Raw genomic sequence first — 22,631 nt, 5'->3', positions numbered from 1 at the left:
GCTGTCCGTGACCAACACAGGGGTTCCCGTGACGGATCCGGCAGAACAGACGCGCACCCCGGTGCCTCAGGCCTCCAGGACCACCGGGACGATCATCGGCCGGCGGCGCAGCTTGCGGTTGACCCACGTGCCGATGACGCGGCGGACCACCTGCTGGAGCTGGTGCGTGGTGTGGTCCGCATTGGACTGCACGGCCTCCTCGAGGGCGCGAGCGATCTTGAGCTTGACCTCGTCGAACACCGCGTCATCCTCCGCCACGCCCCGGGCATGGATGTCCGGGCCCGACACGAGGGTGCCGGTCTGGCGGTTGACCACGGAGATGATCGAGATGAACCCCTCCTCGCCGAGCACCTGGCGGTCCTTGAGGTCGGCATCGGTGATCTCGCCGATCGAGGAACCGTCCACGTAGACGAATCCGCACTCCACCTGTCCGGTCACGCGTGCCACGCCGTCCGTGAGGTCCACCACGGAACCGTCCTCGGTGAGCAGGACGTTCTCGCTCGGCACCCCGGTCGACTCGGCGATCTTGCCGTTGGCGATCAAGTGGCGGGTCTCCCCGTGGACCGGCATCACGTGGGTGGGCTGGACGATGTTGTAGCAGTAGAGCAGCTCACCCTGGGACGCGTGCCCGGAGACGTGGACCTTCGCCATGCCCTTGTGGACCACCTCGGCACCGAGCTTCATCAGGCCGTTGACCACCCGGAACACGGAGGTCTCGTTGCCCGGGATCAGGGACGAGGCCAGGATGACGAGATCGCCGGCGTTGAGCTGGATGCGGTGGTCCCCGTTGGCCATCCGGGACAACGCGGCCATGGGCTCGCCCTGGGATCCGGTGCACATCAGCACCACCTGGTCATCCGGCAACTGGTCGACCTGCTTGAGATCCACCAGGATGCCCTCCGGCACCTTCAGGTAGCCGAGCTTGGCGGCGATGCCCATGTTGCGGACCATGGACCGTCCCACGAAGCAGACCTTGCGGCCGTGCTGATGGGCGGCGTCCAGCACCTGCTGGATGCGGTGCACGTGGGAGGCGAAGGAGGCCACGATGACGCGCTGGCCGGCCCGGGCCATCAGGCCCTCGAGGACGGAGCCGATCTCCTTCTCCGTGGTGGTGAACCCGGGGACCTCGGCATTGGTGGAGTCGGTGAGGAACAGGTCCACGCCGTCCTCCCCCAGGCGGGCGAAGGCCCGCAGGTCCGTGATGCGGCCATCCAGCGGCAACTGGTCCATCTTGAAGTCGCCGGTGTGCAGAATGGTGCCGGCCGGCGTCTTGATGGCCACCGCGAGGGCGTCCGGGATGGAGTGGTTGACGGCCACGAACTCGCACTCGAAGGGGCCGAGGTGCTCCGTGTCCCCCTCCGTGACGGTGAGGGTGAGCGGACGGATCCGGTGCTCCTCGAGCTTGGCCTCGATCAGGGCCAGGGTCAGGGTGGAGCCGATCAGGGGGATGTCCGCCTTGAGGCGCAGCAGGTACGGCACGGCGCCGATGTGGTCCTCGTGGCCGTGGGTCAGCACCACGCCGACCACGTCATCAAGGCGGTCCTCGATATAGCTGAAGTCCGGCAGGATCAGGTCCACGCCGGGCTGGTGCTCCTCGGGGAAGAGCACGCCGCAGTCGACGATCAGGATCTTGCCGTTCAGTTCGAAGACGGTCATGTTGCGGCCCACCTCACCGAGGCCGCCCAGGGGGACGATGCGGCAGGTGCCGGCCCTCAGCGCGGGTGGAGTGGACAGGCGGGAGCCTGGTGCCATGGGGTTCGGTCCCTTCTAGAAGGTGAGTCCGGCCTCCGCGAGGTCGGCACGGATGATGGTCTTCTCGTCCTCGGTGGCCTCCACGAGCGGGAGGCGGACCACCGAGTTCGGCAGGATGCCCTGCCAGTTCAGGATCGTCTTGGCGGAGACCGCGCCCTGGATGTGGGTCATCACCGCCCGCTGGTACGGGTCCAGCTCGAAGTGCAGTGCCCGGGCCGCCGCCAGGTCACCGGCGAGCATGGCGTCCACCATCCGGCGGTACAGCCGCGTGGCCACGTGGGCGGTCACGGAGACCACGCCCACGGCGCCCAGGGTCATGAGCGGCATGGTCAGGGAGTCCTCGCCCGAGTAGATGTCCAGGTCCGTGTTCGCCGCCACCAGGGTGGTGGATTGGAAGTCCCCCTTGGCGTCCTTGAGGGCCACGATGTTCGGGTGCTGGGCCAGCGCGATGATGGTGTCCGGGTTGATCGGCATGACCGAGCGCCCGGGGATGTCGTAGAGCATGACCGGAAGGTCGGTGGCGGAGGCGATGGTCTCGAAGTGCGCCCGGATGCCAGCCTGGTTGGGCTTGTTGTAGTACGGCGTGACCAGCAGCAGGCCGTCGACGCCGGTCTTGGCGGCCAGCTGGGACAGGTGCACCGAGTGCCCCGTGTCATTCATGCCGGTGCCGGCGATCACCGTGGCGCGGCCCCCCACGGCCTCCACCACGGCCTCGAACATGGCCACGTTCTCCTCGTCCAGCAGGGTCGAGGTCTCCCCGGTGGTGCCGGTGATGACCAGCCCGTCGGCACCCTCGTCCACCAGGTGATTCGCCAGTTTCTGCGCCGAATCCAGGTCCAGGCCACCGTCCTCCGTGAAGGGAGTGACCATGGCGGGGACAACGGTGCCGAAGGTGTTCGCGGAGCGCGCGGCAGGGGTCTCGATCATGGCTTCCAGCCTACCTGCGAGAATGGCCTGCGGTAGGTAGCCGGAGGGCAAGAGTCTGGGCTGAGACCACGCGGAAATCCCGGACGCACCACGGTCGGACCAGGAACGAACCAGGAACAAGGAGTGGCGCATGGCGGCAACCACGGCAGTGCAGCGGCGCATCCCCGGTGTGGACGCGGCCCGGGGCCTGGCCCTGCTGGGCATGATCGCCACCCATCTGCTCCTCCTGGTGTCCGCGGACGGGACGGAACCGACCGTCGTCGGACTGGTGTTCGCCGGGAAGTCCTCGGCCCTGTTCGCCACCCTGGCCGGCGTCGGGCTGGCCCTGCTCAGTGGCGGCGCGGGCCGGACCGGCGCACCCCACCGCGGCCCTCTGCTCGGCTGGGACCGCCGCCGGGTGGCGGTGCGCGCACTGCTGCTGTTCGTCATCGGGCTCGCCTGCGGTTCCCTGGACATGAACGTCGCCGTCATCCTCACCCAGTACGCCTTGCTGTTCCTGGTCGCGTTGCCGTTCCTGCACCTGGGAGCCCGCGCCCTGGCCGCCTGGGCGATCGGCTGGGTGCTGCTCTCCCCCGTGCTCGCGAGCCTGCTGTCCGCGGCGATGCAGTCGGCGGTGGGATCCGCGGCCTATGTGGACGGCTGGCGGCTGTGGTCCAACCCGAACCTCATCGACCTGGTCTCCCAGCCCGGGCTGCTGGCCTGGGACCTGCTCTTCTCGGGCTACTACCCCGTGCTGCAGTGGTTCGGCTACGTGCTCTTCGGCCTCTTCCTCGGCCGGCTGCGGCTGGACCGGATGCGGGTGGCGGCCGTCGTGGCCGCCGGGGGCGCCGCCCTGGCCGCGGTGGCCTTCCTCCTCTCGCGCGGACTGCAGCAGTGGCCCGGGGTGGCCTCGACCCTGGCCACCGGGACGGGAGCCGGCACACGTGCCCTCGAGGCCGAGCTGCTGACCGGTGCCAGCCTGTCCACCGAGTCGGTCCAGCACCTTGCGGTGTGGTTCACGCTCGCGACGCCTCATTCCGGGGCACCGCTGGACCTGCTGCTGACCTGCGGCACCTCCGCCCTGGTGCTCGGTGTCTGCCTGTTGTTGACCCAGGTTGGCCGGGGAATGCTCGTCTGGCCGCTGATGCCGCTGATCGGGGCCGGCGCCCTGCCCCTCACGCTGTACGTGGGGCACCTGGTGGCGTTGGACGTGTTCGAGACGGCGACGGCGGATTGGCCCCGTCTCGGCCTGCTCCTGGCCTACTGGGTGGCTTGCCTCGTCGCCGGAACCCTGTGGCGGGGATTCGGCTGGAGGGGCCCGTTGGAATGGCTCGTCGCGACCGTCTCGGGCACGCTGGCCGGACCGAGGCCCCCAGGCGCCCGGCCCTGACCCCCAGGACTCACCGCTGGCGGTGCAGGGGGCCGCGCACCCGGGTCAGGGGCAGGTTGGTTCCGGACCGCCGGGCCGAGATGATCTCGGCCATCATGGACACCGCGGTCTCCTGCGGGGTCCCGGCCCCCAGGTCCAGGCCCAAGGGCGCATGCAGTCGCGCCAGTTCCTCCTCGCCCAGCCCCAGGTCCCGCAGACGCTCCTGCCGTTCCCGGCTGGTGCGCCGCGATCCCATGGCCCCGACGAAGGCGGCTGGCGAGCGCAGGGCCTGCGCCAGCAGCGGGTCGTCGAACTTCGGGTCGTGCGTCAGCGCGCAGAGGACCGTGCGGTGATCGATGTGAAGCTCGTCCAGGTACTCGTGGGGCCAGCGCACGACGACCTCGTCCGCCTCGGGGAACCGCTCGCGGGTGGCGAACGCCGCCCGGGCGTCGCAGACGGTCACCCGGTAGCCCACCTCGGCGGCCAGCCGGGCCAGGGAGGCGGCGAACGCGTTCGAGCCGAAGATCACGAGATGCGCCGGGGCCGTGAAGCTCCGCACGGCATAGTCGGACGGCGGACCGCCGGCGGGACTCGGGACGGTCACGACGCCGGAGCGGGATTCCCGCAGCAGGGCGGCGGCCTCCTGGAGGCGCTGGTCGGGTTCTGTTCCGGATGCCATTCCGGACTCGGTTGAGGAGTCGGTCGCGGTCACGAGAGCGCGCCACCCCACGTCCGGGCCCGGCAGCGCCGTGACGGTCGCGACTGGTTCACCGGAGCGCACGGCCCCGGCGAGGACACGGAAGAAGTCCAGGTCCGCCGGGACGACGCGTTCGAGGAACACCCGGAGCGAGCCGCCACAGGTCAGCCCGACGTCGAGCGCCGCTCCGTCGCTGTAGCCGTAGTCCCGGACCAGCGCCCGGCCCGTGACCGCCACCTCCTGGGCGTGGGCGTGGACGTCCGCCTCGATGCAGCCCCCGGACAGGCTGCCGATGACCGTGCCGTCCTCCAGGACGGCCATCTGCGTGCCCGCCGGTCTCGGCGCACTGGAGGAGGTGGAGATCACCGTGGCCAGCACGAAGCCGTCGTCACGGTCGAGGACCGGGGCCATCCCCCGCCACAGGTCGTCACGCTCGGACATCGGCCTCCGTCCGGTGGCTGAGCCAGTGGAGCTCCTGCGGGGTGTCCACGTCGCGGCCCGTGGCCAGGTGCCCCACGTCCACGACGTCCACCACCTCCGGGTGGCTGCGCAGCCAGACCCGGCCAGCCGCGTCCCCCGCCGCCTGGGCGGCCGCCTCCCGGGCCCAGGGCCGGGGGAAGACCACCGGATGACTGCGGACCACCCGTCCCTGCGCATCAGGGTATCCGGCGGCGATCACCCGGGCGCCGGCGGCGGCGGATGTGGCGGTCGCGGAGGTGGAAGCGGTAGTGGAAGCGGCGTCGGCGGCAGCGCCGTCAGTGGTGCTTGCCGTGGCGCAGACGGAGTCCAGCAGGCAGCGCACCACGGCCTCGTCGACATCGGGCTGGTCCACCAGGGCCACCATGATCGAGCCGGCCGAGGGGCCGGAGGGGGCGAGCATGCGATCGGCGGCCTCGATCCCGGTTCGGAAGGACGATCCCAGACCCGCCTCCCAGCCCGGGTTCATCACGATCCACACGCGCCGGCCCTCGACGGTCCCGCGCAGCATCACGTCCAGCACCCTGCGCACCTTCTCACCCGCGGCGCCGGCGACCACCACCACCGCGTCACAGCCGCCGCGCAGCAGGGCACGCGCCATCCGCACCACCTGGGGCGTCCCGTCCACGGACAGCAGGGCCTTGGGCCCTCGGCCGAGGCGGCGGCCCGCACCGGCGGCCAGCAGCACGCCCAACACCGGTGCGCCACCGGGGAACGGGCCTGCCGGCAGCTGCGGGCCACTCGCCGCGACGGGCCCGGGACTCAGCGGAGGACGCGTGGGGCTCACAGGAAGGCGTCGGAGGTCGCGGGCAAGTGCCGCACCCGGACACCGGTGGCGTGGTAGGCGGCGTTGACCACGGCAGCCGAGGTCCCGACGATGCCGATCTCCCCGATGCCCCGGGAGCCCATGGGGGTGGCCCGCTCGTCCACGTCGTCCAGCCACTCGACGCGCAGGTCACCGATGTCCGCGTGCGAGGCCACGTGGTAGCTGGCCAGGTCCTGGGTGACGAAGTGCCCGAAGCGGGGGTCCCGCACCGACTCCTCGAACAGGGCGGCCGAGAGTCCCATGACGAGCCCGCCCAGGAACTGCGAGCGCGCGGTGGTCGGGTTGATCACGCGGCCGACGGAGTAGACGCCCAGCATCCGCGGAACGCGCACCTCCCCGGTCCAGCGATGCACCCTCGCCTCGGTGAACACGGCACCGAAGGAGTGCATCGCCAGATGCTCCGTGTCCGGGTACGACTCGGCGGTGGAGGTGGTCTCCACCCCGGGATCCGGGTCCTCGCCGTGGTCGGCCCGGAACTGCTGTGCGGCCTGGGTGATGGCGGTGCCCCAGGACCCGGTGCCGGAGGAGCCGCCGGCCACGGTGGCGAAGGGCAGGTCCGTGTCGCCGATCGCCAGGTCGATCTCGGCCACGCCCACCCCCAGGGCGTCGGCCGCGATCTGCAACAGCGCGGTCCGGGCGCCCGTGCCGATGTCCACGGCACCGATGGCGACGGCATAGCGCCCCCGCTCCAGGGCCGTGACGCGCGCGACGTTCCCCGGGAAGAAATTGGCGGGGTAGGTGGCGGAGGCGACGCCGGTCCCCACCCACCAGTCCCCGTCCAGGGTGGCACGGGGTGCGGCGGGCCGATCCGCCCACCCGAACAGCTCCGCGCCGCGGTACAGGCAGTCGACCAGGCGCCGATTGCTGTAGGGATTGCCGCTCCCCGGGTCCACCGCGGGCTCGTTCCGCACGCGGAGCTCGACCGGATCGACGCCGGCGGCCACGGCGAGCTCGTCCATCGCCACCTCCAGGGCGTGCATCCCCGGCATCTCTCCGGGGGCCCGCATCCAGGACGGCACGGGGACGTCGAGGGAGGCCACCCGGTGGCTGGTGCGCCGGTGCTCCCCCGCGTACATCATCCGGGCCGGGACGGCGGCGTGCTCCACGAACTCCTTGATGGCGGAGGTCTGGACGGTGACGGCATGCTCCAGCGCGATGATCCGGCCGTCCGGCTCCGCCCCGAGGCGCAGGTCGGAGACGGTCTGGGTCCGGTACCCGGTCAGCGGGAACATCTGCTGCCGGGTCACGGCCAGCTTCACCGGCCGTCCCTCAGCCCACATCGCAGCCAGGGCCACGGCCACCTCCGGGCCGTGGGGCGGGCCCTTGCTGCCGAAGCCGCCGCCGACGTACGGCGCCCGCACCCGGAGCCGTTCGGGCTCGATTCCCAACATCGGGGCGAGGGTCGCGGCCACCCGGTGGACCCCCTGGGTGGAGTCCCACATCGTCAGCGTCCCGCCCTGCCACAGTGCGGTGGCGGCGTGCGGTTCCAGGGGATTGTTGTGCTCGTGCGGGGTGGTGTAGGTGTGCTCGACCCGGACCGGGGCCGCCGCCAGGGCGACGTCCACATCGCCCTGCTCGGTGTCGGTCTCGGAACCCACGCTGGACGGATCGGGCCGGTAGGTCTCGGCGCCCTCCAGCGTGGCCGAGAACGGTTCGGCCTGTTCGTGCACCCGGACCAGCCGTGCCCCCTCCCGTGCGGACTCGGGGGTCTCCGCGAGCACCAGGGCCACGATCTGGCCACGGAACCCGATCCGGTCGTCCTGCAACACGGACAGCTCGCGGTCCTCGGTGGAGGCGAGCCGCGGTGCCGTGGTGTGGTCCAGGACGGTTACCACCCCGGGGTGGTCCAGGGCATCGCTCGCGTCCACGCGCAGCACCCGCCCCCGGGCCGTCCTCGAGGTCACCATCCACCCGTGCAGGGGTGGCTGGCCCAGCTCGGCGTCGTTCTCCATGGCGTAGGCCGCGCCGCCGGTGACCTTCTCCCGGCCGTCGACCCGCTCCATCGCGGTGCCCATGGCCACGGCCCGGACGGGGTTCGCGGTCATCGTGATCCCTCCCCTGCCGAGGTCGCGCCTGGCGTGCCATCCGGTGTCCCGTCCGGCTTCCCGTCCAGTCCGCCGAGAAGCCGGGACAGGGCCGCCGTGGTGGCGCCCCGCAGCAGCGGGCGCTTGTACTCGGTGTCCGGGCCGAAGCCCGCCCCCTGCAACTCCTCCTCCACGGCCGCGGCGATCAGCGACTCGCCCGGCCGGCGTCCCCGTAGGCCTGCCTCGGCCCGGGTGGCCCGCCACGGTTTGTGGGCGACCCCGCCCCAGGCGAGTGCGATGTCCGCGACCGCGCCGTCGTCGTCGAGGGTCAGGGCGGCCGCGACCGAGACGAGCGCGAAGGCGTAGGAGGCCCGGTCCCGGGTCTTGACGTAGGTCGAGCGCCGGGCCAGCGGCGTGGCCGGGAGCTCGACCGCGATGATCAGCTCACCGTGGGACAGCGTGGTCTCGATCTCGGGGTGGTGTCCGGGCAGGGTGTGCAGGTCCGCCATCGGGACCCGCCGCTCGCCCTCGGGTCCCAGGACCACCACGACGGCGTCCAGGGCGGTCAGGGCGACGGCGAGGTCCGAGGGGTGGGTGGCCACGCAGGCCTCGCTGGCCCCGAGCACGGCGTTGTACCGGCCGTACCCCTCGAGCGCCGAACAGCCACTGCCCGGTTCCCGTTTGTTGCACGGGGTGGTGATGTCCTGGAAGTACACGCAGCGAGTGCGCTGCAGCAGGTTTCCTCCGGTGGTGGCCTGGTTGCGGATCTGACCGCTGGCTCCGGCCAGCAGGGCCCGGCTGACCCCGGGCCAGCCGCTGCGCAGGAGCGGATGTGCAGCGAGGTCGCTGTTGCGCACGTTGGTGCCGATCCGCACGCCCGCCTCGGTCTGCTCGACGGTGTTCAGCGGCAGCCTGCTGATGTCCACCAGCCGTCCGGGCGTGCTGACTCCGAGTTTGAGGTGGTCCACCAGGTTCGTTCCGCCGCCCAGGAATCGGGACTGCGGATCCTCGCTGACGGCCCTGACGGCTTCCGCCGCGGTGGCGGGGGCTGTGTAGGTCAGTGGTCTCATCGGCCCGCCGACTCCCGGATGGCACCGAGGATGCCGGCGTAGGCGCCGCAACGGCACAGGTTGCCGCTCATGCGCTCGCGGATCTCCTCATCGGTGAGCTCCATGTCCGCCTCGAGGTCGGCGGTCACGTGACTGGGAGCGCCCCGGCCGGCCTCCTCAAGCATCCCGACGGCGGAACACACCTGACCCGGCGTGCAATAGCCGCACTGGAAGCCGTCGTGCGCGATGAACGCCTGCTGGACCGGGTGGAGGTCCCCCTCGTCTCCCGGCCCGGCCAGTCCCGCCGCCGTCACGATCTCGGCGCCGTCGTAGGCCACGGCCAGGGCCAGGCAGGTCAGGTGGCGGCGCCCGTCCAGCAGGACCGTGCAGGAGCCGCACTGTCCGTGATCACAGCCCTTCTTGGGCGAGGTGTTGCCGGCGCGTTCTCGCAGGGCGTCCAGCAGGGTGGTGCGGGTGTCCACGGTCAGTGCGTGGTCGGTGCCATCGATCCGGAGGGTGATGCCCTGCTCCGGGATGTGGTCGGCCGCGTGCTCTGAGCTGTGATCTGCGGTGTGCGGTGACTCATGGTCCGGACGGTGTGCTGCGACGTGTTCCAAAGGCCCTCCCTGGCCGGCAGTGTGCGGTGCTGCTGCGCACACAGTACCGAGGGGGCGGACCGCCTGGCCACACCCGCGGTCCCGTAGGAACGGCCCGATCAGGGCGGGGTCCTCAGCTCCCGGACCGGGCGGAGTACAGCCCGATCGCGTCCCGCATGGCCTTGCGGGCCCGGGAGCGGTCCCCGGAGGCGTCATACCCGAGGGAGAGCCGGTACCAGGACCGCCAGTCCTGCGGGGCGGCCTCGGCCTCGGCACGGAAGGTCTCGAACTGGACGTCCGCCGCGGCACGGTCGATGCGCCCGGCCGCCGAGCGGGGCAGGTTGTCCTCGGGCAGCCCGCCCTCGGCCTCCAGAGTGCGGCCCATCTTCTCCATCGTGAGGCCGAAGCGCAGTTCTCGCCACAGCGTCCACACGCCCACGGCGACCACGCAGACCACGGCCACGCCGAGGATCTTGGCGATGGGCTGTGGTGCCCGCAGGAAGCCCACGGCGGACACGACGGCCACGACCGCGAACAACAGCATGAGGGCGGCGATCGCCACCACTCCGATCTTGGTTCTCATGGTCTTCCGTTCCGGCTCAGTCGAGATCCAGGTAGGCGTCCAGGCCGTAAGCCAGGCCGGGCCGGGAGGCCACGGTCCGCAGCCCCAGCAGGACGCCAGGCATGTACGCCCCGCGGTCGAAGGCGTCGTGGCGGAGCACGAGCTGCTCCCCCGGTCCGCCCATCAGGACCTCCTGGTGGGCCTCCAGCCCGCGCAGTCGCACGGCGTGCACGCGGATCCCGTCCACCAGGGCCCCGCGGGCGCCGTCCGGATCATGGGTGGTCGCGTCCGGGGAGGGCCCGACGCCGGCCGCCTGGCGGGCGTCCGCGATCAGTCCCGCGGTGCGCACCGCCGTGCCGGACGGCGCGTCGACCTTGTCCGGGTGGTGCATCTCGACGATCTCCACCGAGGGGAAGTGACGGGCGGCCTTCGCGGCGAAGGCGCTGGCCAGGACGGAGCCGACCGAGAAGTTCGGGGCGATCAGCACGCCCACCTCCGGGTGCGCCGCCAGCTGCCCCGCGAGCGTCTCCCGTCGCTCGGCGGACCAGCCGGAGGTTCCGACGACGGCGTGCAGACCGTGTTCGACGGCGAACGCGACGTTGTCCGGGGAGACCTGCGGCACGGTGAGGTCCAGCAGGTGGCTCGCGCCGGCGTCGAGGACGGCCGAGACGGAATCCCGGGAGTCGAGCTCGGCCACCAGCTCCAGATCAGGGGCTCCGCCCACGGCCGCCACCGCGTAGCGGCCCATCTTGCCGGTGGCCCCGAGGATGGCGACCCGGATCGGTGCGCCGCTGAGGTCGGCGGGGGGGTCGGTGCGGGGTTCGGTCTCGGGCGCAGTCATGACCTCCAGTTTAGGCGCCGGCGGAAGCCTCCGGCGCCGCCCGCTCATCCGTCCGTCCGCCGTTGCCCACGGTGAAGGTCAACAGGAACGCCACGGCCGCGAAGGCGGACAACAGGATGAGCCCCACGAAGTAGCTCTGGTGCTCGGCGTTGTACGTGGCACCCATGACCAGCGGCGGGAAATAGCCGCCGAGGCCGCCGGCCGCGGCGATGATGCCACCGATCGTGCCGACGTCGCGCGGGGCGGCGGCACGTCCCACCCACGCGAACACGCCGCCCGTCCCGAAGCCCAGGAACACCGCCAGGAGGAGGAACACCGGTCCGTAGACGCGTTCCGCACCGGGTTGGAACGCCACGATGACCGCCAGGACCGCCGCACCGGCCAAGGAGGCGAGGGTCACCGTCCGTGGGCCGATCCGGTCCGCCAGGATGCCGCCGACCGGGCGGGCGATGACCGCCGCGACCGCGAAGCCGGCGGTGCGCAGGCCGGCGTCGGTGGCGGAGAAGTCGTAGACGTTGCCGAGGTAGGTGGGCAGGTAATTGGAGAAGGCGACGAAGGCGCCGAACACGACCCCGTAGAGGAAGCACAGCTGCCAGGTGACCTTCTGCCGGAACGCCCGCAGGATCCGCGGCAGCGCCGGCTGGGGTGCGCGACCGCTGTTGGCCGGGGACTCCCGCAGGAGCACCCAGCAGGCCAGGGCGGTTACTGCCACCAGCACGGCCACGAGGACGTGGGTGCCGAGATAGCCGATCGAGGCCACCAGCCTCGGTGTCGCGAAGGCGGAGACCGCCGTGCCGACCATGCCGGCACCGAACACGCCGGTGGCGAAGCCCTTGCGGCTCGCCGGGTACCAGGCGGAACAGAACGGGATGCCGATGGAGAACACCGCCCCGGCGATGCCGAGGAAGAACACCACGATCAGCAGGGGCACGAATCGGTCCAGTTGGCCCACGAGGCCGGTGAGGAGCACGAGCGGGGCGGTGGCGCCGAGCAGGGCCGTGAACATCAGGCGCCCGCCGTAGCGGTCCGTCAGGGCCCCGACCGGGATGCGCGCGATCGAGCCGACCAGGATCGGCATGGCCACGAGGACGCCCGTCTGCGTGGGGCTCAGGTCCATCGCCTGGGTGTAGCGCCCGGACAGGGGGCCGACCATGGTCCAGGCCCAGAAGCCCACGGTGGAGGCCAGGGTCGCCACCAGCAGGTTCCGGGTCTGGCCGTGGGCGAGCTGGGCCTCGGTGGCGGCCGGTGCGGTCGGTGCGGACATGGTGGTCCCTCTCTCCTCCGTCGTCTGGTCTCTAGCGGCGGCGGCCGCCGGTCCGCTCGCGGGCCGGGGTGCCGATGGGGTCCCAGCCACGGCGGACCGGGGTGGAGCCCCCGGCCTTCCGGCCGTCACGGGAGCGGTACACGATGTACGGCCGGAAGAAGTAGTGCAGCGGTGCGGTGAAGGCGTGCACCAGCCGCGTGAAGGGCCAGATCATGAACAGGGCCAGGCCCCACAGCACGTGGATCTTGAAGGACAGTCCGGAAGCGGCCATCGCGGTCACGTCCGGCTGCAGGACCCAGATGGAGCGGAACCAGACGGAGACCGTCTCGCGATAGTTGGTGACCGAGTGGTCGAACACGGAGATGACGGTGGTGGCCAGGCCCGCCAGGATGGCCCCGACCAGCACCACGTACATGAACTTGTCGTTGTTCGTGGTGGCCATGAACACCGGTCCGGTGGTGCGCCGGCGCCAGATCAGCAGCACGATGCCCACCAGCGTGCCGACGCCGGCCACCGCGCCGATCCCCAGCGCCATCACGTGATACATGTCCTCCGTGATCCCCACGGTGTCCGTCCACGATTTGGGGATGACCAGGCCCACGATGTGCCCCACCAGCACGGCGAGGATGCCGAAGTGGAACAGCGGTGAGCCGATGCGCAGCAGCCGGGACTCATAGAGCTGGGAGGAGCGGGTGGTCCACCCGAACTGGTCATAGCGGTACCGCCAGATGGTCCCGCCGATGACGATGACCAGCACGAGGTAGGGCAGCACGCCCCACAGCAGGACGTCCCAGACCCCCGCCCCCGTGGATTCAGCGCCGTCCATGATCCGGTTCTCCGTTCAGTGAGCCGCGGGGATCCGGCGGGCCGCCGCCGGCGCCGACCGGGCTGAAGGGCAGCAGCCGCGGATCGGAGGGGTCCAGCCCGACCGTCTCGGAGGGCGGCCCGTAGCCGGCCATCGCCTGCACCGCGGCTCGATCCGCCGGGGAGGGCCCGGGCAAGGTGGAGCAGATCAAGGCGAGGAGACCCGCGTGGGGCAGCTCGGCCTCCTGCAGGGCCAGCCGCAGCAGTTCCAGAGAGGGCCGGTACCGCTGGAGCATGTCATAGCCGGCCTCGGCGTCCACCCGGGCGGCGAACTCGAGGACGAGCGGCAGGTAGTCCGGCAGCTCCGCGTCGTCCAGGGCGCACCCGGCGGCCCGGTAGACCTCCTTGAAGGCGGCCAGCGCCTCCCCGCGGCGGCGGGTGTCCCCATCGGTCCAGTAGGTCAGATGCAGGCTGTGCCGGTGGGAGAGATCGAACTCCTGGACGTAGTCCGCCTGGACCTCGTGCAGATCCCGTGCGGTGAGCCAGCCCGCGAGGGGTTCCACCAGTGCGGCGTCCGCGCCCACCTCCGCGAGCGCCGCGCGGACCTGCCCCAGCCGGCTCAGCATCTGCTCGTCCGGGTAGGACAGCAGCACCGCTCCGGCCTGGCGGATCACGGCGCTGCGCACCGGGTCCGGGTCCGTGTACTCCCCCGGTTCCAGGGAGCCCGGACCGGCCTTGCCGAGGAGTCTCTCGAGCAGTCTCATGCCGTCTCCCCGCTCCGGGTGCGGGTGCCGTCCGCGGGACCGGCCGGCTCCGACACCTGGCCGACGTCCCGGGCGCGGCGGGCCGACTTCTCCGGGAAGAGGCCTTCCGGGCTGCCGTTGCCGTCCCAGTTGAGCAGGTTGACCCGGCCGGCCAGCTGGGTGTTGCCGGTGGGGTCCTCCGCGGTCTGCCGGGCCTGCAGTGCCCTGAAGTTCTCCTGGGCCACGGGGGTCGGCCGGCCGGAGGCCTCGCCCAGGCCACCCAGCTGGCCCATGCCGGGACCCCCGTCCACATCGAGGGAGCAGCCCAGCTCCTCGAGATTGTGGGCGTCCTCCACGTGGGCCGAGGGGATGACGTAGCGCTCGTTGTACTTGGCGATGGCCATCAGCCGGTACATTTCCTGGACCTGGGAGCCGGTCATGCCCACCGCCTCCGCGATCGACTCGTCCGCCTCCCGGCCGAGGGTGATGTCCCGCATATAGGAACGCATGGCGGCCAGTTTCCGCAGCACCCCGGTCACCAGACCGGTGTCCCCCGCGGTGAACAGTTCGGCCAGGTACTCGACCGGGATCCGCAGGGACTCGATGGCCCCGAACAGGTTGTCCGCGTCCTCGCCGTCGTGGCCCTGGTCCTTGAGGAGGTCCACCACCGGGGACAGCGGCGGGACGTACCAGACCATCGGCATGGTCCGGTACTCGGGGTGCAGGGGCAGGGCAACCCGCATCTCCTTGGCCAGCTTGTACACCGGCGAGCGCCGGGCCGCCTCGAGCCAGTCCTCGGGGATGCCCTCGGCGCGCGCCGCCTCGATCACCTGCGGGTCGTGCGGATCCATCATGAGATCGAGCTGGGCCTCGTAGAGGTCCTGCTCGTTCGGGACGGATGCGGCCTCGGTGACCCGGTCGGCGTCGTACAGGAAGATGCCGATGTACCGCAGCCGGCCCACGCAGGTCTCCGCGCAGACGGTGGGGATGCCCACCTCCACGCGCGGATAGCAGAACGTGCACTTCTCCGCCTTGCCGGACTTGTGGTTGTAGTAGATCTTCTTGTACGGGCAGCCGGTGACGCATTGGCGCCAGCCGCGGCAGCGGTCCTGGTCCACCAGCACGATCCCGTCCTCGGCACGCTTGTAGATGGCGCCGGACGGGCAGGCGGCCATGCAGGACGGGTTCAGGCAGTGCTCACAGATCCGTGGCAGGTAGAACATGAAGGTCTGCTCGAATTCGAACTTGACCTTGTCCTCGGACTCGCGCCGGACCTTCTCCACCATCGGGTCGAGGTGGCCCCGCTCCGTGGTGCCGCCCAGGTTGTCGTCCCAGTTGGCGGACCAGGTGATCTTGGTGTCCTGGCCGGTGATGAGCGACTTCGGCCTGGCCACCGGGAAGTCGTCCCCGGCCGGGGCGCTGATGAGGTTCTGGTAGTCGTAGGTCCAGGGCTCGTAGTAGTCGGCGAGCTTGGGCTGGACGGGGCTGGCGAACAGGCCGAACATCTTGGCCAGCCGGCCACCGGACTTGAGCTTGAGGTGGCCCCGACGGTTCAGCTCCCAGCCACCCTTCCAGGTCTCCTGGTCCTCGTAGCGGCGAGGGTAGCCCTGGCCGGGGCGGGTCTCCACATTGTTGAACCACACGTACTCGGTGCCGGCACGGTTGGTCCAGGCCTGCTTGCAGGTGACCGAACAGGTGTGGCAGCCGATGCACTTGTCGAGCGCCATCACCATGGCGGTCTGGGCCATGATCCTCATCAGTACTGGACCTCCTGGGAGCGTTTGCGGACCACCGAGATGATGTCCCGCTGGTTGCCGGTGGGACCGAGGTAGTTGAAGGCCCAGGACAGCTGGGCGTAGCCGCCGATCATGTGGGTGGGCTTGACCAGGATGCGGGTGACCGAGTTGTGGATGCCGCCGCGCCGGCCCGTGGCCTCGGACTTCGGCACGTCGATGGTCCGCTCCTGGGCGTGGTGCACGTAGACCACTCCCTCGGGCATCCGGTGGCTGACGATGGCCCGGCCCACGAACACGCCGTTGTTGTTGACGCATTCGACCCACTCGTTGTCCGCCACCTCGATCAGCCCGGCGTCCTGGGGGCTCATCCACACGGAGGTGCCGCCGCGGGAGAGCGAGAGCATGAACAGGTTGTCCTGGTACTCGGAATGGATGGACCACTTGTTGTGCGGGGTCAGGTACCGCAGCGAGATGGACAATTCCCCGCGCTCGCCCAGCTTCGGCTCACCGAAGAGCCGGTGCATGTCCAGCGGCGGCCGGTAGGTCGGGAGCATCTCCCCCATGTCCTTCATCCAGTCGTGGTCCAGGAGGAAGTGCATGCGGCCGGTGAGCGTGTGGAAGGGTTTGAGGCGCTCGATGTTCACCGTGAACGGCGCGTAGCGGCGGCCGCCGGTCTCCGAGCCGGACCATTCCGGCGAGGTGATGACCGGCACCGGCGCCGCCTGGGTGTCCGCGAAGGTGATGCGCTTCTCCTGGGACCCGGCGGCCAGGTCCGCCAGTTTCACCCCGGTGCGCCGCTCCAGGGTCTCGAACCCCTGCACCGCCAGCTCGCCGTTGGTGGTGCCGGAGAGCATCAGGATGGCCTCGGCCATCCTCGCGTCCGTGTCGATCGCCGGCCGCCCGGCCGCGGCCCCGGAGTCGAAGACACCGTGCAGCCGGCCCAGTCGCTCCACCTCCTCTGTGACGTCGAACGTGATGTTCTTGGTGGTCAGGCCCAGCGTCTCCGCCAGGGGCCCGACGGCGGCGTACTTGTCCCCGATGGCCGTGAAGTCCCGCTCCACCACCTGCAGATTCGGCAGGTTCCTCCCCGGGACCGCCGGCCGGTCGGTGCCCTTCCAGTCCGGAACGTGGCCGCCGGGCTGGGCGATCTCCCCCGGGGTGTCATGCTGCAGCGCCGTGGCCACCACGTCCCGGCGCACCCCCAGGTGGGTGGCGGACTGCCGGGACACCTCCTCGGCCAGCAGCCGGAACAGCTCGTAGTCCGTCTTGGCCTCCCACGGCGGTGAGATGGCCGGGGTGAACGCATGCACGAACGGGTGCATGTCCGTGGAGGACAGATCGTGCTTCTCGTACCAGGTGGCGGCCGGGAACACCACGTCGGAGAGCAGGGTGGAACTCGTCATCCGGAAGTCGGCCGAGACCAGGAGGTCGAGCTTGCCCTCCGGCGCCTGGTCATGCCAGGCCACCTCCTGGGGCCTGGACTCACCGTGATCGGCGCCCATCACGTTGTGGTGGGTGCCGAGCAGGTGCTTGAGGAAGTACTCCTCCCCCTTGGCCGAGGAGCCGAAGAGGTTCGACCGCCACAGCACCAGCGTGCGGGGCCAGTTGGCCTCGGCATCCGGGTCCTCGACCGCCAGCTGCAGGGACCCGTCCTTGATCCGCGCCGCGATCCATTCCGCCTCCGTGGTGACCTCCCCGGTCCCGACGGCGGCCGCGGCCTGGTCCGCCACGTCCAGGGGGTTCTGGGTGAACTGGGGGTAGAACGGCATCCAGCCCAGCCGGGTGGACTGCGCGATGACGTCCGCGGTGTGTTTGCCGGCCAGGTGGCCCTCCGCCAGCGGGGACTGCAGGGAGTCCGAGGAGTATCCGTCCGATCGGAACTGGTCGGTGTGCATGTACCAGTAGGCGGTGCCGATCATGAACCGGGGCGGGCGGGTCCAGTCCGAGGCGGCGGCCATGGTGGCCCAGCCGGTGATGGGACGGGCCTTCTCCTGGCCCACGTAGTGGGCCCAGCCACCGCCGTTGCGGCCCTGGCAGCCGCACAGCATGAGCAGGGCGAGGATGGCACGGTAGGTCGCGTCCCCGTGATACCACTGGCAGATTCCGGCGCCGAGGATGATCATCGACCGTCCGCCGGAGTCCTCCGCGTTCTGCGCGAACTCTCGGGCCGTGCGGATGGCGGCCTCGGCCGGCACCGAGGTGATGTCCTCCTGCCATGCCGGTGTGTAGGGGGTCAGCGGGTCCTCGTATCCGGCGGCCCAGTCGCCGGGCAGCCCCTCCCGGCCCACCCCGTACTGGGCGAGCATGAGGTCGAAGACCGTGGTGACCTTCTTCCCGGCGACCACCGTGCACGGCACCCCCCGGTGCACCACCGAACCCGAGCCGTCCGCGTCGGTGAAGGCGGGCAGCGCGACCGGGCTCGTGCCGGCGTCGTACCCGGTGGTGTCCGCGATGGACAGCGCGGGGCGCACGCCCTGCAGGTCCAGGTTCCAGCGCCCCTCGTCCTGGGCGTTGTACCGGAAGCCGATCGAGCCCTGCGGGACCACGGGGGTGCCGGCGTCGCGGTCCAGCAGGACCGTCTTGAACTCAGGATCGGAGGTTCCGGTCCCGGCGTCGTCAGGACCCGGATCCAACGCGGCGAGGTCCGCCGCCGTCAGGAACTTGCCGGGCACCACGGTGCCGTCCACGCGTTCGTCCAGGGAGACGAGGAACGGCAGGTCGGTGTACTGCAACACGTAGTCCTCGAAGAAGGGGACGCGGCGGTCCACGAAGTTCTCCCGCAGCACCACATGGCCCAGGGACATGGCGAGTGCGGCATCGGTGCCGGCCTGGGCGGGCAGCCACTCGTCCGCGAATTTGGTGTTGTCCGCGTAGTCGGGGCTGACCGAGACCACCTTGGTGCCGCGGTAGCGGACCTCCGCCATCCAGTGGGCGTCCGGGGTACGGGTCACCGGGACGTTGGAGCCCCACATCATGAGATAGGTGGCATCCCACCAGTCACCGGATTCGGGGACGTCGGTCTGGTCACCGAAGACCTGGGGGCTGGCCACGGGCAGGTCCGCGTACCAGTCGTAGAAGCTGTTCATCACCCCGCCGATGAGATTCATGAAGCGCGCCCCGGCGGCGTGGGAGACCATGGACATGGCCGGGATGGGCGAGAAGCCGGTGCAGCGGTCCGGTCCGTAGGTCTTGATGGTGTGCACGTGGGCCGCGGCGGAGAGTTCGACGGACTCCTGCCAGCTGGCCCGGACCAGCCCGCCCTTGCCGCGCGCCTGCTGGTAGGCGCGGCGCTGCGCCGGATCATTGACGATGGACTGCCAGGCCAGGAGCGGATCGCCGCCGGTGGCCTTCTTCGCCCGGCGGTACATCTCCAGCAGCGTGCCGCGGACATAGGGGTACCGGACCCGTGTGGGCGAGTAGGTGTACCAGGAGAAGGCGGCGCCGCGCGGGCAGCCGCGGGGCTCGTACTCGGGGCTGTCCGGACCCACCGAGGGGTAGTCCGTCTCCTGAGCCTCCCACGTGATGATGCCGTCCTTGACGTACACCTTCCACGAGCAGGAGCCGGTGCAGTTCACCCCGTGGGTGGAGCGCACCACCTTGTCATGGCTCCACCGGTTGCGGTAGAAGGAGTCGCCCGTGCGGCCGCCCTCGCGGAAGACGGCTCGGCCGTCCTCGGTCTCGTCCCACCGGGTGAAGAACCTGCCGAGCGAGAGCAATGCCTGCGAGGCCGGACCGTCCAATCCGGGCTTGACCGGGGTCGTCATGGGGTCACTGTAAGCAGGAAAAGGCCCCCGGTGGCAGGTCCTCTGTGCGCCTTTGACCACCGGGGGCGAAACCTTCACCTGCAGGTCGGAATCCGGAAAGATCGTGGAATTACACCGTTTCCGTCATCCGATTCCGAACCATTGTTCTGCGCTAATTCCGGTCCCCGGCCGGTTTCACCGGGGCCCGCCCGGTGTGCGTGCGGGAGGATCCGACCACGTTGCCGGACTTCCAGTCCGCCCAGCCCGGCCGGTCCACCATGAAGGCCTCGATCTCGGCGGTACTGGCCACCAGCTTCGGATCGTGCTTGAGGTAGTGCTTCGTCTCCCGGGCGATCAGGCCGGAGAGGATGAGCAGTCCGATGAGGTTCGGCAACGCCATCAGGCCGTTCATGATGTCGGAGAAGCTCCAGACGATGGCCAGCGGCACCGTGCAGCCGACGAACACCACGAGGGAGAACACCACGCGGTAGGGCATCACGAGCCGCTGGCCGAAGAGGCGTTCCACGTTGCGCTCACCGTAGTAGGACCAGCCGAGGATGGTGGAGAACGCGAACATGATCAGGCCGATGGTGACGATCCAATGACCCCACTGTCCCGGCAGGCCGTTCGAGAAGGCCTCGCCGGTCATCAGAGCAGCGGAGATCTGTTCACCATTCTCGTCGGTGTGGTTCCAGGTGCCGGTGGTGATGATAACGAGTCCGGTGAAGGACACCACGATGATCGTGTCGATGAAGGTCTGGGTCATGGACACCAGTCCCTGGCGGACCGGGTGCGAGGTCTGGGCCGCCGCGGCCGCGATGGCCGCCGAACCCAATCCGGATTCGTTGGAGAACATGCCGCGGGCCACGCCGTACTGAATGGCGATGATGAGGATCGAGCCGGTGAATCCGCCGACGGCGGCGGTGCCGGTGAAGGCATCGGTGAAGATCAGGGCGAAGGCGGCGGGCACCGCGGTGATGTTGACGGCCAGTATGAAGATCGCGGCGGCGACGTAGAAGACGATCATGACCGGCACGAACGCGGACGTGACCTTGCCGATGGATTTGATGCCGCCCACCAGGACGAGGATGGTCACGACAGTGAGGATGATGCCGGTCACCCACGGCACCACCCCGAACGACTCCTCCACATTGGCGGCGATCGAGTTGCCCTGGGTCATGTTGCCGATGCCGAAGGACGCCAGGAAGGCGAAGACGGCGAAGGAGAGAGCCAGGATCTTGCCGAACGGCCCCTTGATGGCCTTCTGCAGGTAGTACTGAGGGCCTCCCGATTTCTCGCCCGCCTCATCCGTCGTGCGGTAGCGGACCCCGAGATAGGCCTCCGAGTACTTCGACGCCATCCCGAGCAGACCGGTGACCCACATCCAGAACAGGGCCCCCGGCCCGCCGATGCCGATCGCCGTGGCCACGCCCACGATGTTCCCGGTGCCGACCGTAGCGGCCAGGGCCGTGGTCAGCGCCTGGAATTGGGAGATGTCGCCCTCGGTGTCCGGATCCCGCCGGCGGATGATCCCCAGGTTCAGTGCCGGGAGGAGCTTGTGGAACTGCAGGAACCCCAGCCGGATCGACAGATAGAGGCCGGTGCCCAACAGCAGAGGGATGAGGAAGAACGGACCCCAGACGAACGAGCCGATGTTGTCCAGCACTGTTTGCAGTTGTTCCATGACGGTGAACCGGTCTTTCTGTCCGTGGTGCGGTGCCCGACCCCTCGGGCAACGGATCGGCCTGTGAGAGGTCGATGCCGTCCAGACTGTTGCACACGCCACCGCGAGTCAAGCGACTCCCCGGGGGAGGCGCGGATGGAAACGTCCTGGACACACTCAGCTGCCGGAGAGTCCGTCCGCCGTCAGGTCTGGGCCGACGATGACCGTGGCCCGGGGAGACGCGGCCAGTCGCTGGGCCACCGTCTGCACCTGGCCGGCCGTCACGGCCCCCAGCCGCTCCAGGGCACCGTCCAGGTCCACGAACTCCCCCGTGACCAGCTCGGCCCGGCCCAGGCGGGACATCCGGGAGCCGGTGTCCTCCAGCCCGAGCACGGTGCCGCCGGAGAGCTGGCCGCGGGCGCGTTCGAGCTCCTCGTCCGTGATCCCGTGCTCGGCCAGGCGCTCCAGTTCCGAGACCATCAGCTCGGCCACGGCGCCGGCCTTCTGCGGGGAGCAGCCGGCGTAGAGCCCGAAGTAGCCCACGTCCGAATAGGCGGCGGAGAAGGAGTAGGTGTTGTAGGCCAGGCCGCGCTTCTCCCGGATCTCCTGGAACAGGCGCGAGCTCATGCCCCCGCCCAGGGTGGAGTTCATCAGGGCCAGCGCGAACCGGTCGGGGTCCAAGGAGTGGACGGAGCGCCCGCCAACCAGGATCGAGGACTGTTCCACCGGCCGGGCGATCCGGTGCAGACCCTCGGAGATCTTCGCCCCGGTGTTCACGTGGCTGCGCCGTGGGGCAGGAGCGGCGCCGTCCGGCAGGTCCCATCCCGAGCGTTCCAGCGCCTCGACCACGAGCCGGCACACCTCCTCATGGTCCAGGCCACCGGCGGCGGTCACCACCAGTTCGTCCGGGCGGTACCACTGGCGGTAGTGGTCCAGCACGCGCTCACGGGTCACCGCGTTGATGGTTTCGTTGGTGCCGCCGATGGGACGGCCCAGCTCATGCCCGTCCAGCAGCGCCGCAGCCAGGGCCTCGTGCGCGGTGTCGATGGGGTCGTCCGCGTCCATGGCCAGTTCCTCGAGGATCACCCCGCGTTCCGTCTCCAGTTCGGACGCGTCGATCAGGGCGGAGGTGACCATGTCCGTGATGACGTCGATGGCCATCGGCAGGTCGGTGTCCAGCACTCTGGCGTGGTAGCACGTGGACTCCTTGGCCGTGGAGGCGTTGGACTCCCCGCCGACGCGATCAAAGGCCGTGGCGATGTCCATGGCCGACCGGGTGGGGGTGCCCTTGAACAGCAGGTGCTCCAGGAAATGGGTGGAACCGAAACCACCCTCCGCCTCGTCCCGTGAGCCCACCGCGATCCAGAAGCCGATGGTGACCGAGCGCTGATCCGGCATCGCCTCGGTCAAGACCCGGACGCCGCCGGGCAGCACGGAACGCCGGACCACGGAGCCGTGGCCGGCGTCCTGGATGGTTCCGGTGAAATCAGCGGGGATCGGCAGCGTAGGACTCATGTCTCCGAAACTACCAGCGCCGCCGTGGCTGGTCTCACCAGGGCTTAAGCCACCCGTGGGCCCC

General features: G+C 70.3%; 17 protein-coding genes. 1 reads left to right on the top strand and 16 read right to left on the bottom strand.

Features of this window, described 5'->3' with window-relative positions; all coding sequences use genetic code 11:
• Positions 1–66: 66 nt before the first annotated feature.
• A complete protein-coding gene (locus RUH65_RS01470) occupies positions 67–1,752 on the bottom strand; it encodes a ribonuclease J (RefSeq protein WP_313815415.1) in 1,686 nt (561 codons plus the stop codon).
• Positions 1,753–1,767: 15 nt separating this feature from the next.
• Positions 1,768–2,679, bottom strand: a complete 912-nt coding sequence (dapA, locus tag RUH65_RS01465) for a 4-hydroxy-tetrahydrodipicolinate synthase (RefSeq protein WP_313815414.1) — start codon at positions 2,677–2,679, stop codon at positions 1,768–1,770.
• 130 nt (positions 2,680–2,809) lie between these two features.
• On the opposite strand from dapA, the gene RUH65_RS01460 reads away from it, so the two are divergent.
• Entirely contained in the window at positions 2,810–4,048 is a 1,239-nt protein-coding gene (locus RUH65_RS01460; RefSeq protein ID WP_313815413.1) for a heparan-alpha-glucosaminide N-acetyltransferase domain-containing protein, read from the top strand.
• A 10-nt stretch (positions 4,049–4,058) separates the two neighbouring features.
• Here the strand turns inward: RUH65_RS01460 and RUH65_RS01455 are convergent, their stop codons facing one another.
• From RUH65_RS01455 to RUH65_RS01390, 14 genes are all read right to left on the bottom strand, one after another.
• Positions 4,059–5,165 (bottom strand): XdhC/CoxI family protein, encoded by a 1,107-nt coding sequence (locus tag RUH65_RS01455; protein ID WP_313815412.1) that lies wholly within the window; start codon positions 5,163–5,165, stop codon positions 4,059–4,061.
• On the bottom strand, positions 5,152–5,988 hold the full coding sequence (locus RUH65_RS01450; RefSeq protein ID WP_313815411.1) for an NTP transferase domain-containing protein: 837 nt from the start codon (positions 5,986–5,988) through the stop codon (positions 5,152–5,154). Before RUH65_RS01450 ends, RUH65_RS01455 begins: the two co-directional genes overlap by 14 nt.
• A complete protein-coding gene (locus tag RUH65_RS01445) occupies positions 5,985–8,072 on the bottom strand; it encodes a xanthine dehydrogenase family protein molybdopterin-binding subunit (RefSeq protein WP_313815410.1) in 2,088 nt (695 codons plus the stop codon). The genes RUH65_RS01450 and RUH65_RS01445 overlap by 4 nt, the downstream gene beginning before the upstream one ends.
• Complete coding sequence (locus RUH65_RS01440; RefSeq protein WP_313815409.1) at positions 8,069–9,121, bottom strand: xanthine dehydrogenase family protein subunit M; 1,053 nt, start codon at positions 9,119–9,121, stop codon at positions 8,069–8,071. Before RUH65_RS01440 ends, RUH65_RS01445 begins: the two co-directional genes overlap by 4 nt.
• On the bottom strand, positions 9,118–9,636 hold the full coding sequence (locus tag RUH65_RS01435) for a 2Fe-2S iron-sulfur cluster-binding protein (protein ID WP_313815459.1): 519 nt from the start codon (positions 9,634–9,636) through the stop codon (positions 9,118–9,120). Before RUH65_RS01435 ends, RUH65_RS01440 begins: the two co-directional genes overlap by 4 nt.
• A gap of 193 nt (positions 9,637–9,829) precedes the next feature.
• Positions 9,830–10,279, bottom strand: coding sequence for a hypothetical protein (locus tag RUH65_RS01430; RefSeq protein WP_313815408.1), 450 nt, complete (start codon positions 10,277–10,279; stop codon positions 9,830–9,832).
• Positions 10,280–10,295: 16 nt separating this feature from the next.
• Positions 10,296–11,099 (bottom strand): 4-hydroxy-tetrahydrodipicolinate reductase, encoded by an 804-nt coding sequence (gene dapB / locus RUH65_RS01425; protein ID WP_313815407.1) that lies wholly within the window; start codon positions 11,097–11,099, stop codon positions 10,296–10,298.
• Between the two features lie 10 nt (positions 11,100–11,109).
• Complete coding sequence (locus RUH65_RS01420; protein WP_313815406.1) at positions 11,110–12,363, bottom strand: MFS transporter; 1,254 nt, start codon at positions 12,361–12,363, stop codon at positions 11,110–11,112.
• Between the two features lie 31 nt (positions 12,364–12,394).
• A complete protein-coding gene (gene narI, locus RUH65_RS01415; RefSeq protein ID WP_313815405.1) occupies positions 12,395–13,189 on the bottom strand; it encodes a respiratory nitrate reductase subunit gamma in 795 nt (264 codons plus the stop codon).
• Positions 13,176–13,931 carry a nitrate reductase molybdenum cofactor assembly chaperone gene (gene narJ, locus RUH65_RS01410; protein ID WP_313815404.1) on the bottom strand — a complete coding sequence of 252 codons (756 nt, stop codon included), beginning with the start codon at positions 13,929–13,931 and terminating at the stop codon, positions 13,176–13,178. The genes narI and narJ overlap by 14 nt, the downstream gene beginning before the upstream one ends.
• A complete protein-coding gene (narH, locus tag RUH65_RS01405) occupies positions 13,928–15,667 on the bottom strand; it encodes a nitrate reductase subunit beta (protein WP_313815403.1) in 1,740 nt (579 codons plus the stop codon). The genes narJ and narH overlap by 4 nt, the downstream gene beginning before the upstream one ends.
• Positions 15,667–19,410 (bottom strand): nitrate reductase subunit alpha, encoded by a 3,744-nt coding sequence (locus RUH65_RS01400; protein WP_313815402.1) that lies wholly within the window; start codon positions 19,408–19,410, stop codon positions 15,667–15,669. Before RUH65_RS01400 ends, narH begins: the two co-directional genes overlap by 1 nt.
• Positions 19,411–19,561: 151 nt before the next feature.
• Entirely contained in the window at positions 19,562–21,073 is a 1,512-nt protein-coding gene (locus RUH65_RS01395; protein WP_313815401.1) for a sodium:alanine symporter family protein, read from the bottom strand.
• Between the two features lie 156 nt (positions 21,074–21,229).
• Positions 21,230–22,567, bottom strand: coding sequence for a pitrilysin family protein (locus RUH65_RS01390; protein ID WP_313815400.1), 1,338 nt, complete (start codon positions 22,565–22,567; stop codon positions 21,230–21,232).
• Positions 22,568–22,631 lie beyond the last annotated feature (64 nt).

It is taken from the genome of Citricoccus sp., from assembly GCF_032154715.1.
Taxonomy (GTDB): domain Bacteria; phylum Actinomycetota; class Actinomycetes; order Actinomycetales; family Micrococcaceae; genus Citricoccus.
This window is presented reverse-complemented; position numbering and strand designations above follow the sequence as displayed.

Coding starts and splice junctions, on each gene's coding strand:
- RUH65_RS01400 (WP_313815402.1), bottom strand. CDS start 19,410: ATGACGACCCCGGTCAAGCCCGGATTGGACGGTCCGGCCTCGCAGGCA.
- RUH65_RS01420 (WP_313815406.1), bottom strand. CDS start 12,363: ATGTCCGCACCGACCGCACCGGCCGCCACCGAGGCCCAGCTCGCCCAC.
- RUH65_RS01440 (WP_313815409.1), bottom strand. CDS start 9,121: ATGAGACCACTGACCTACACAGCCCCCGCCACCGCGGCGGAAGCCGTC.
- dapB (WP_313815407.1), bottom strand. CDS start 11,099: ATGACTGCGCCCGAGACCGAACCCCGCACCGACCCCCCCGCCGACCTC.
- dapA (WP_313815414.1), bottom strand. CDS start 2,679: ATGATCGAGACCCCTGCCGCGCGCTCCGCGAACACCTTCGGCACCGTT.
- RUH65_RS01455 (WP_313815412.1), bottom strand. CDS start 5,165: ATGTCCGAGCGTGACGACCTGTGGCGGGGGATGGCCCCGGTCCTCGAC.
- narJ (WP_313815404.1), bottom strand. CDS start 13,931: ATGAGACTGCTCGAGAGACTCCTCGGCAAGGCCGGTCCGGGCTCCCTG.
- RUH65_RS01430 (WP_313815408.1), bottom strand. CDS start 10,279: ATGAGAACCAAGATCGGAGTGGTGGCGATCGCCGCCCTCATGCTGTTG.
- RUH65_RS01395 (WP_313815401.1), bottom strand. CDS start 21,073: ATGGAACAACTGCAAACAGTGCTGGACAACATCGGCTCGTTCGTCTGG.
- RUH65_RS01470 (WP_313815415.1), bottom strand. CDS start 1,752: ATGGCACCAGGCTCCCGCCTGTCCACTCCACCCGCGCTGAGGGCCGGC.
- narI (WP_313815405.1), bottom strand. CDS start 13,189: ATGGACGGCGCTGAATCCACGGGGGCGGGGGTCTGGGACGTCCTGCTG.
- RUH65_RS01390 (WP_313815400.1), bottom strand. CDS start 22,567: ATGAGTCCTACGCTGCCGATCCCCGCTGATTTCACCGGAACCATCCAG.
- narH (WP_313815403.1), bottom strand. CDS start 15,667: ATGAGGATCATGGCCCAGACCGCCATGGTGATGGCGCTCGACAAGTGC.
- RUH65_RS01445 (WP_313815410.1), bottom strand. CDS start 8,072: ATGACCGCGAACCCCGTCCGGGCCGTGGCCATGGGCACCGCGATGGAG.
- RUH65_RS01460 (WP_313815413.1), top strand. CDS start 2,810: ATGGCGGCAACCACGGCAGTGCAGCGGCGCATCCCCGGTGTGGACGCG.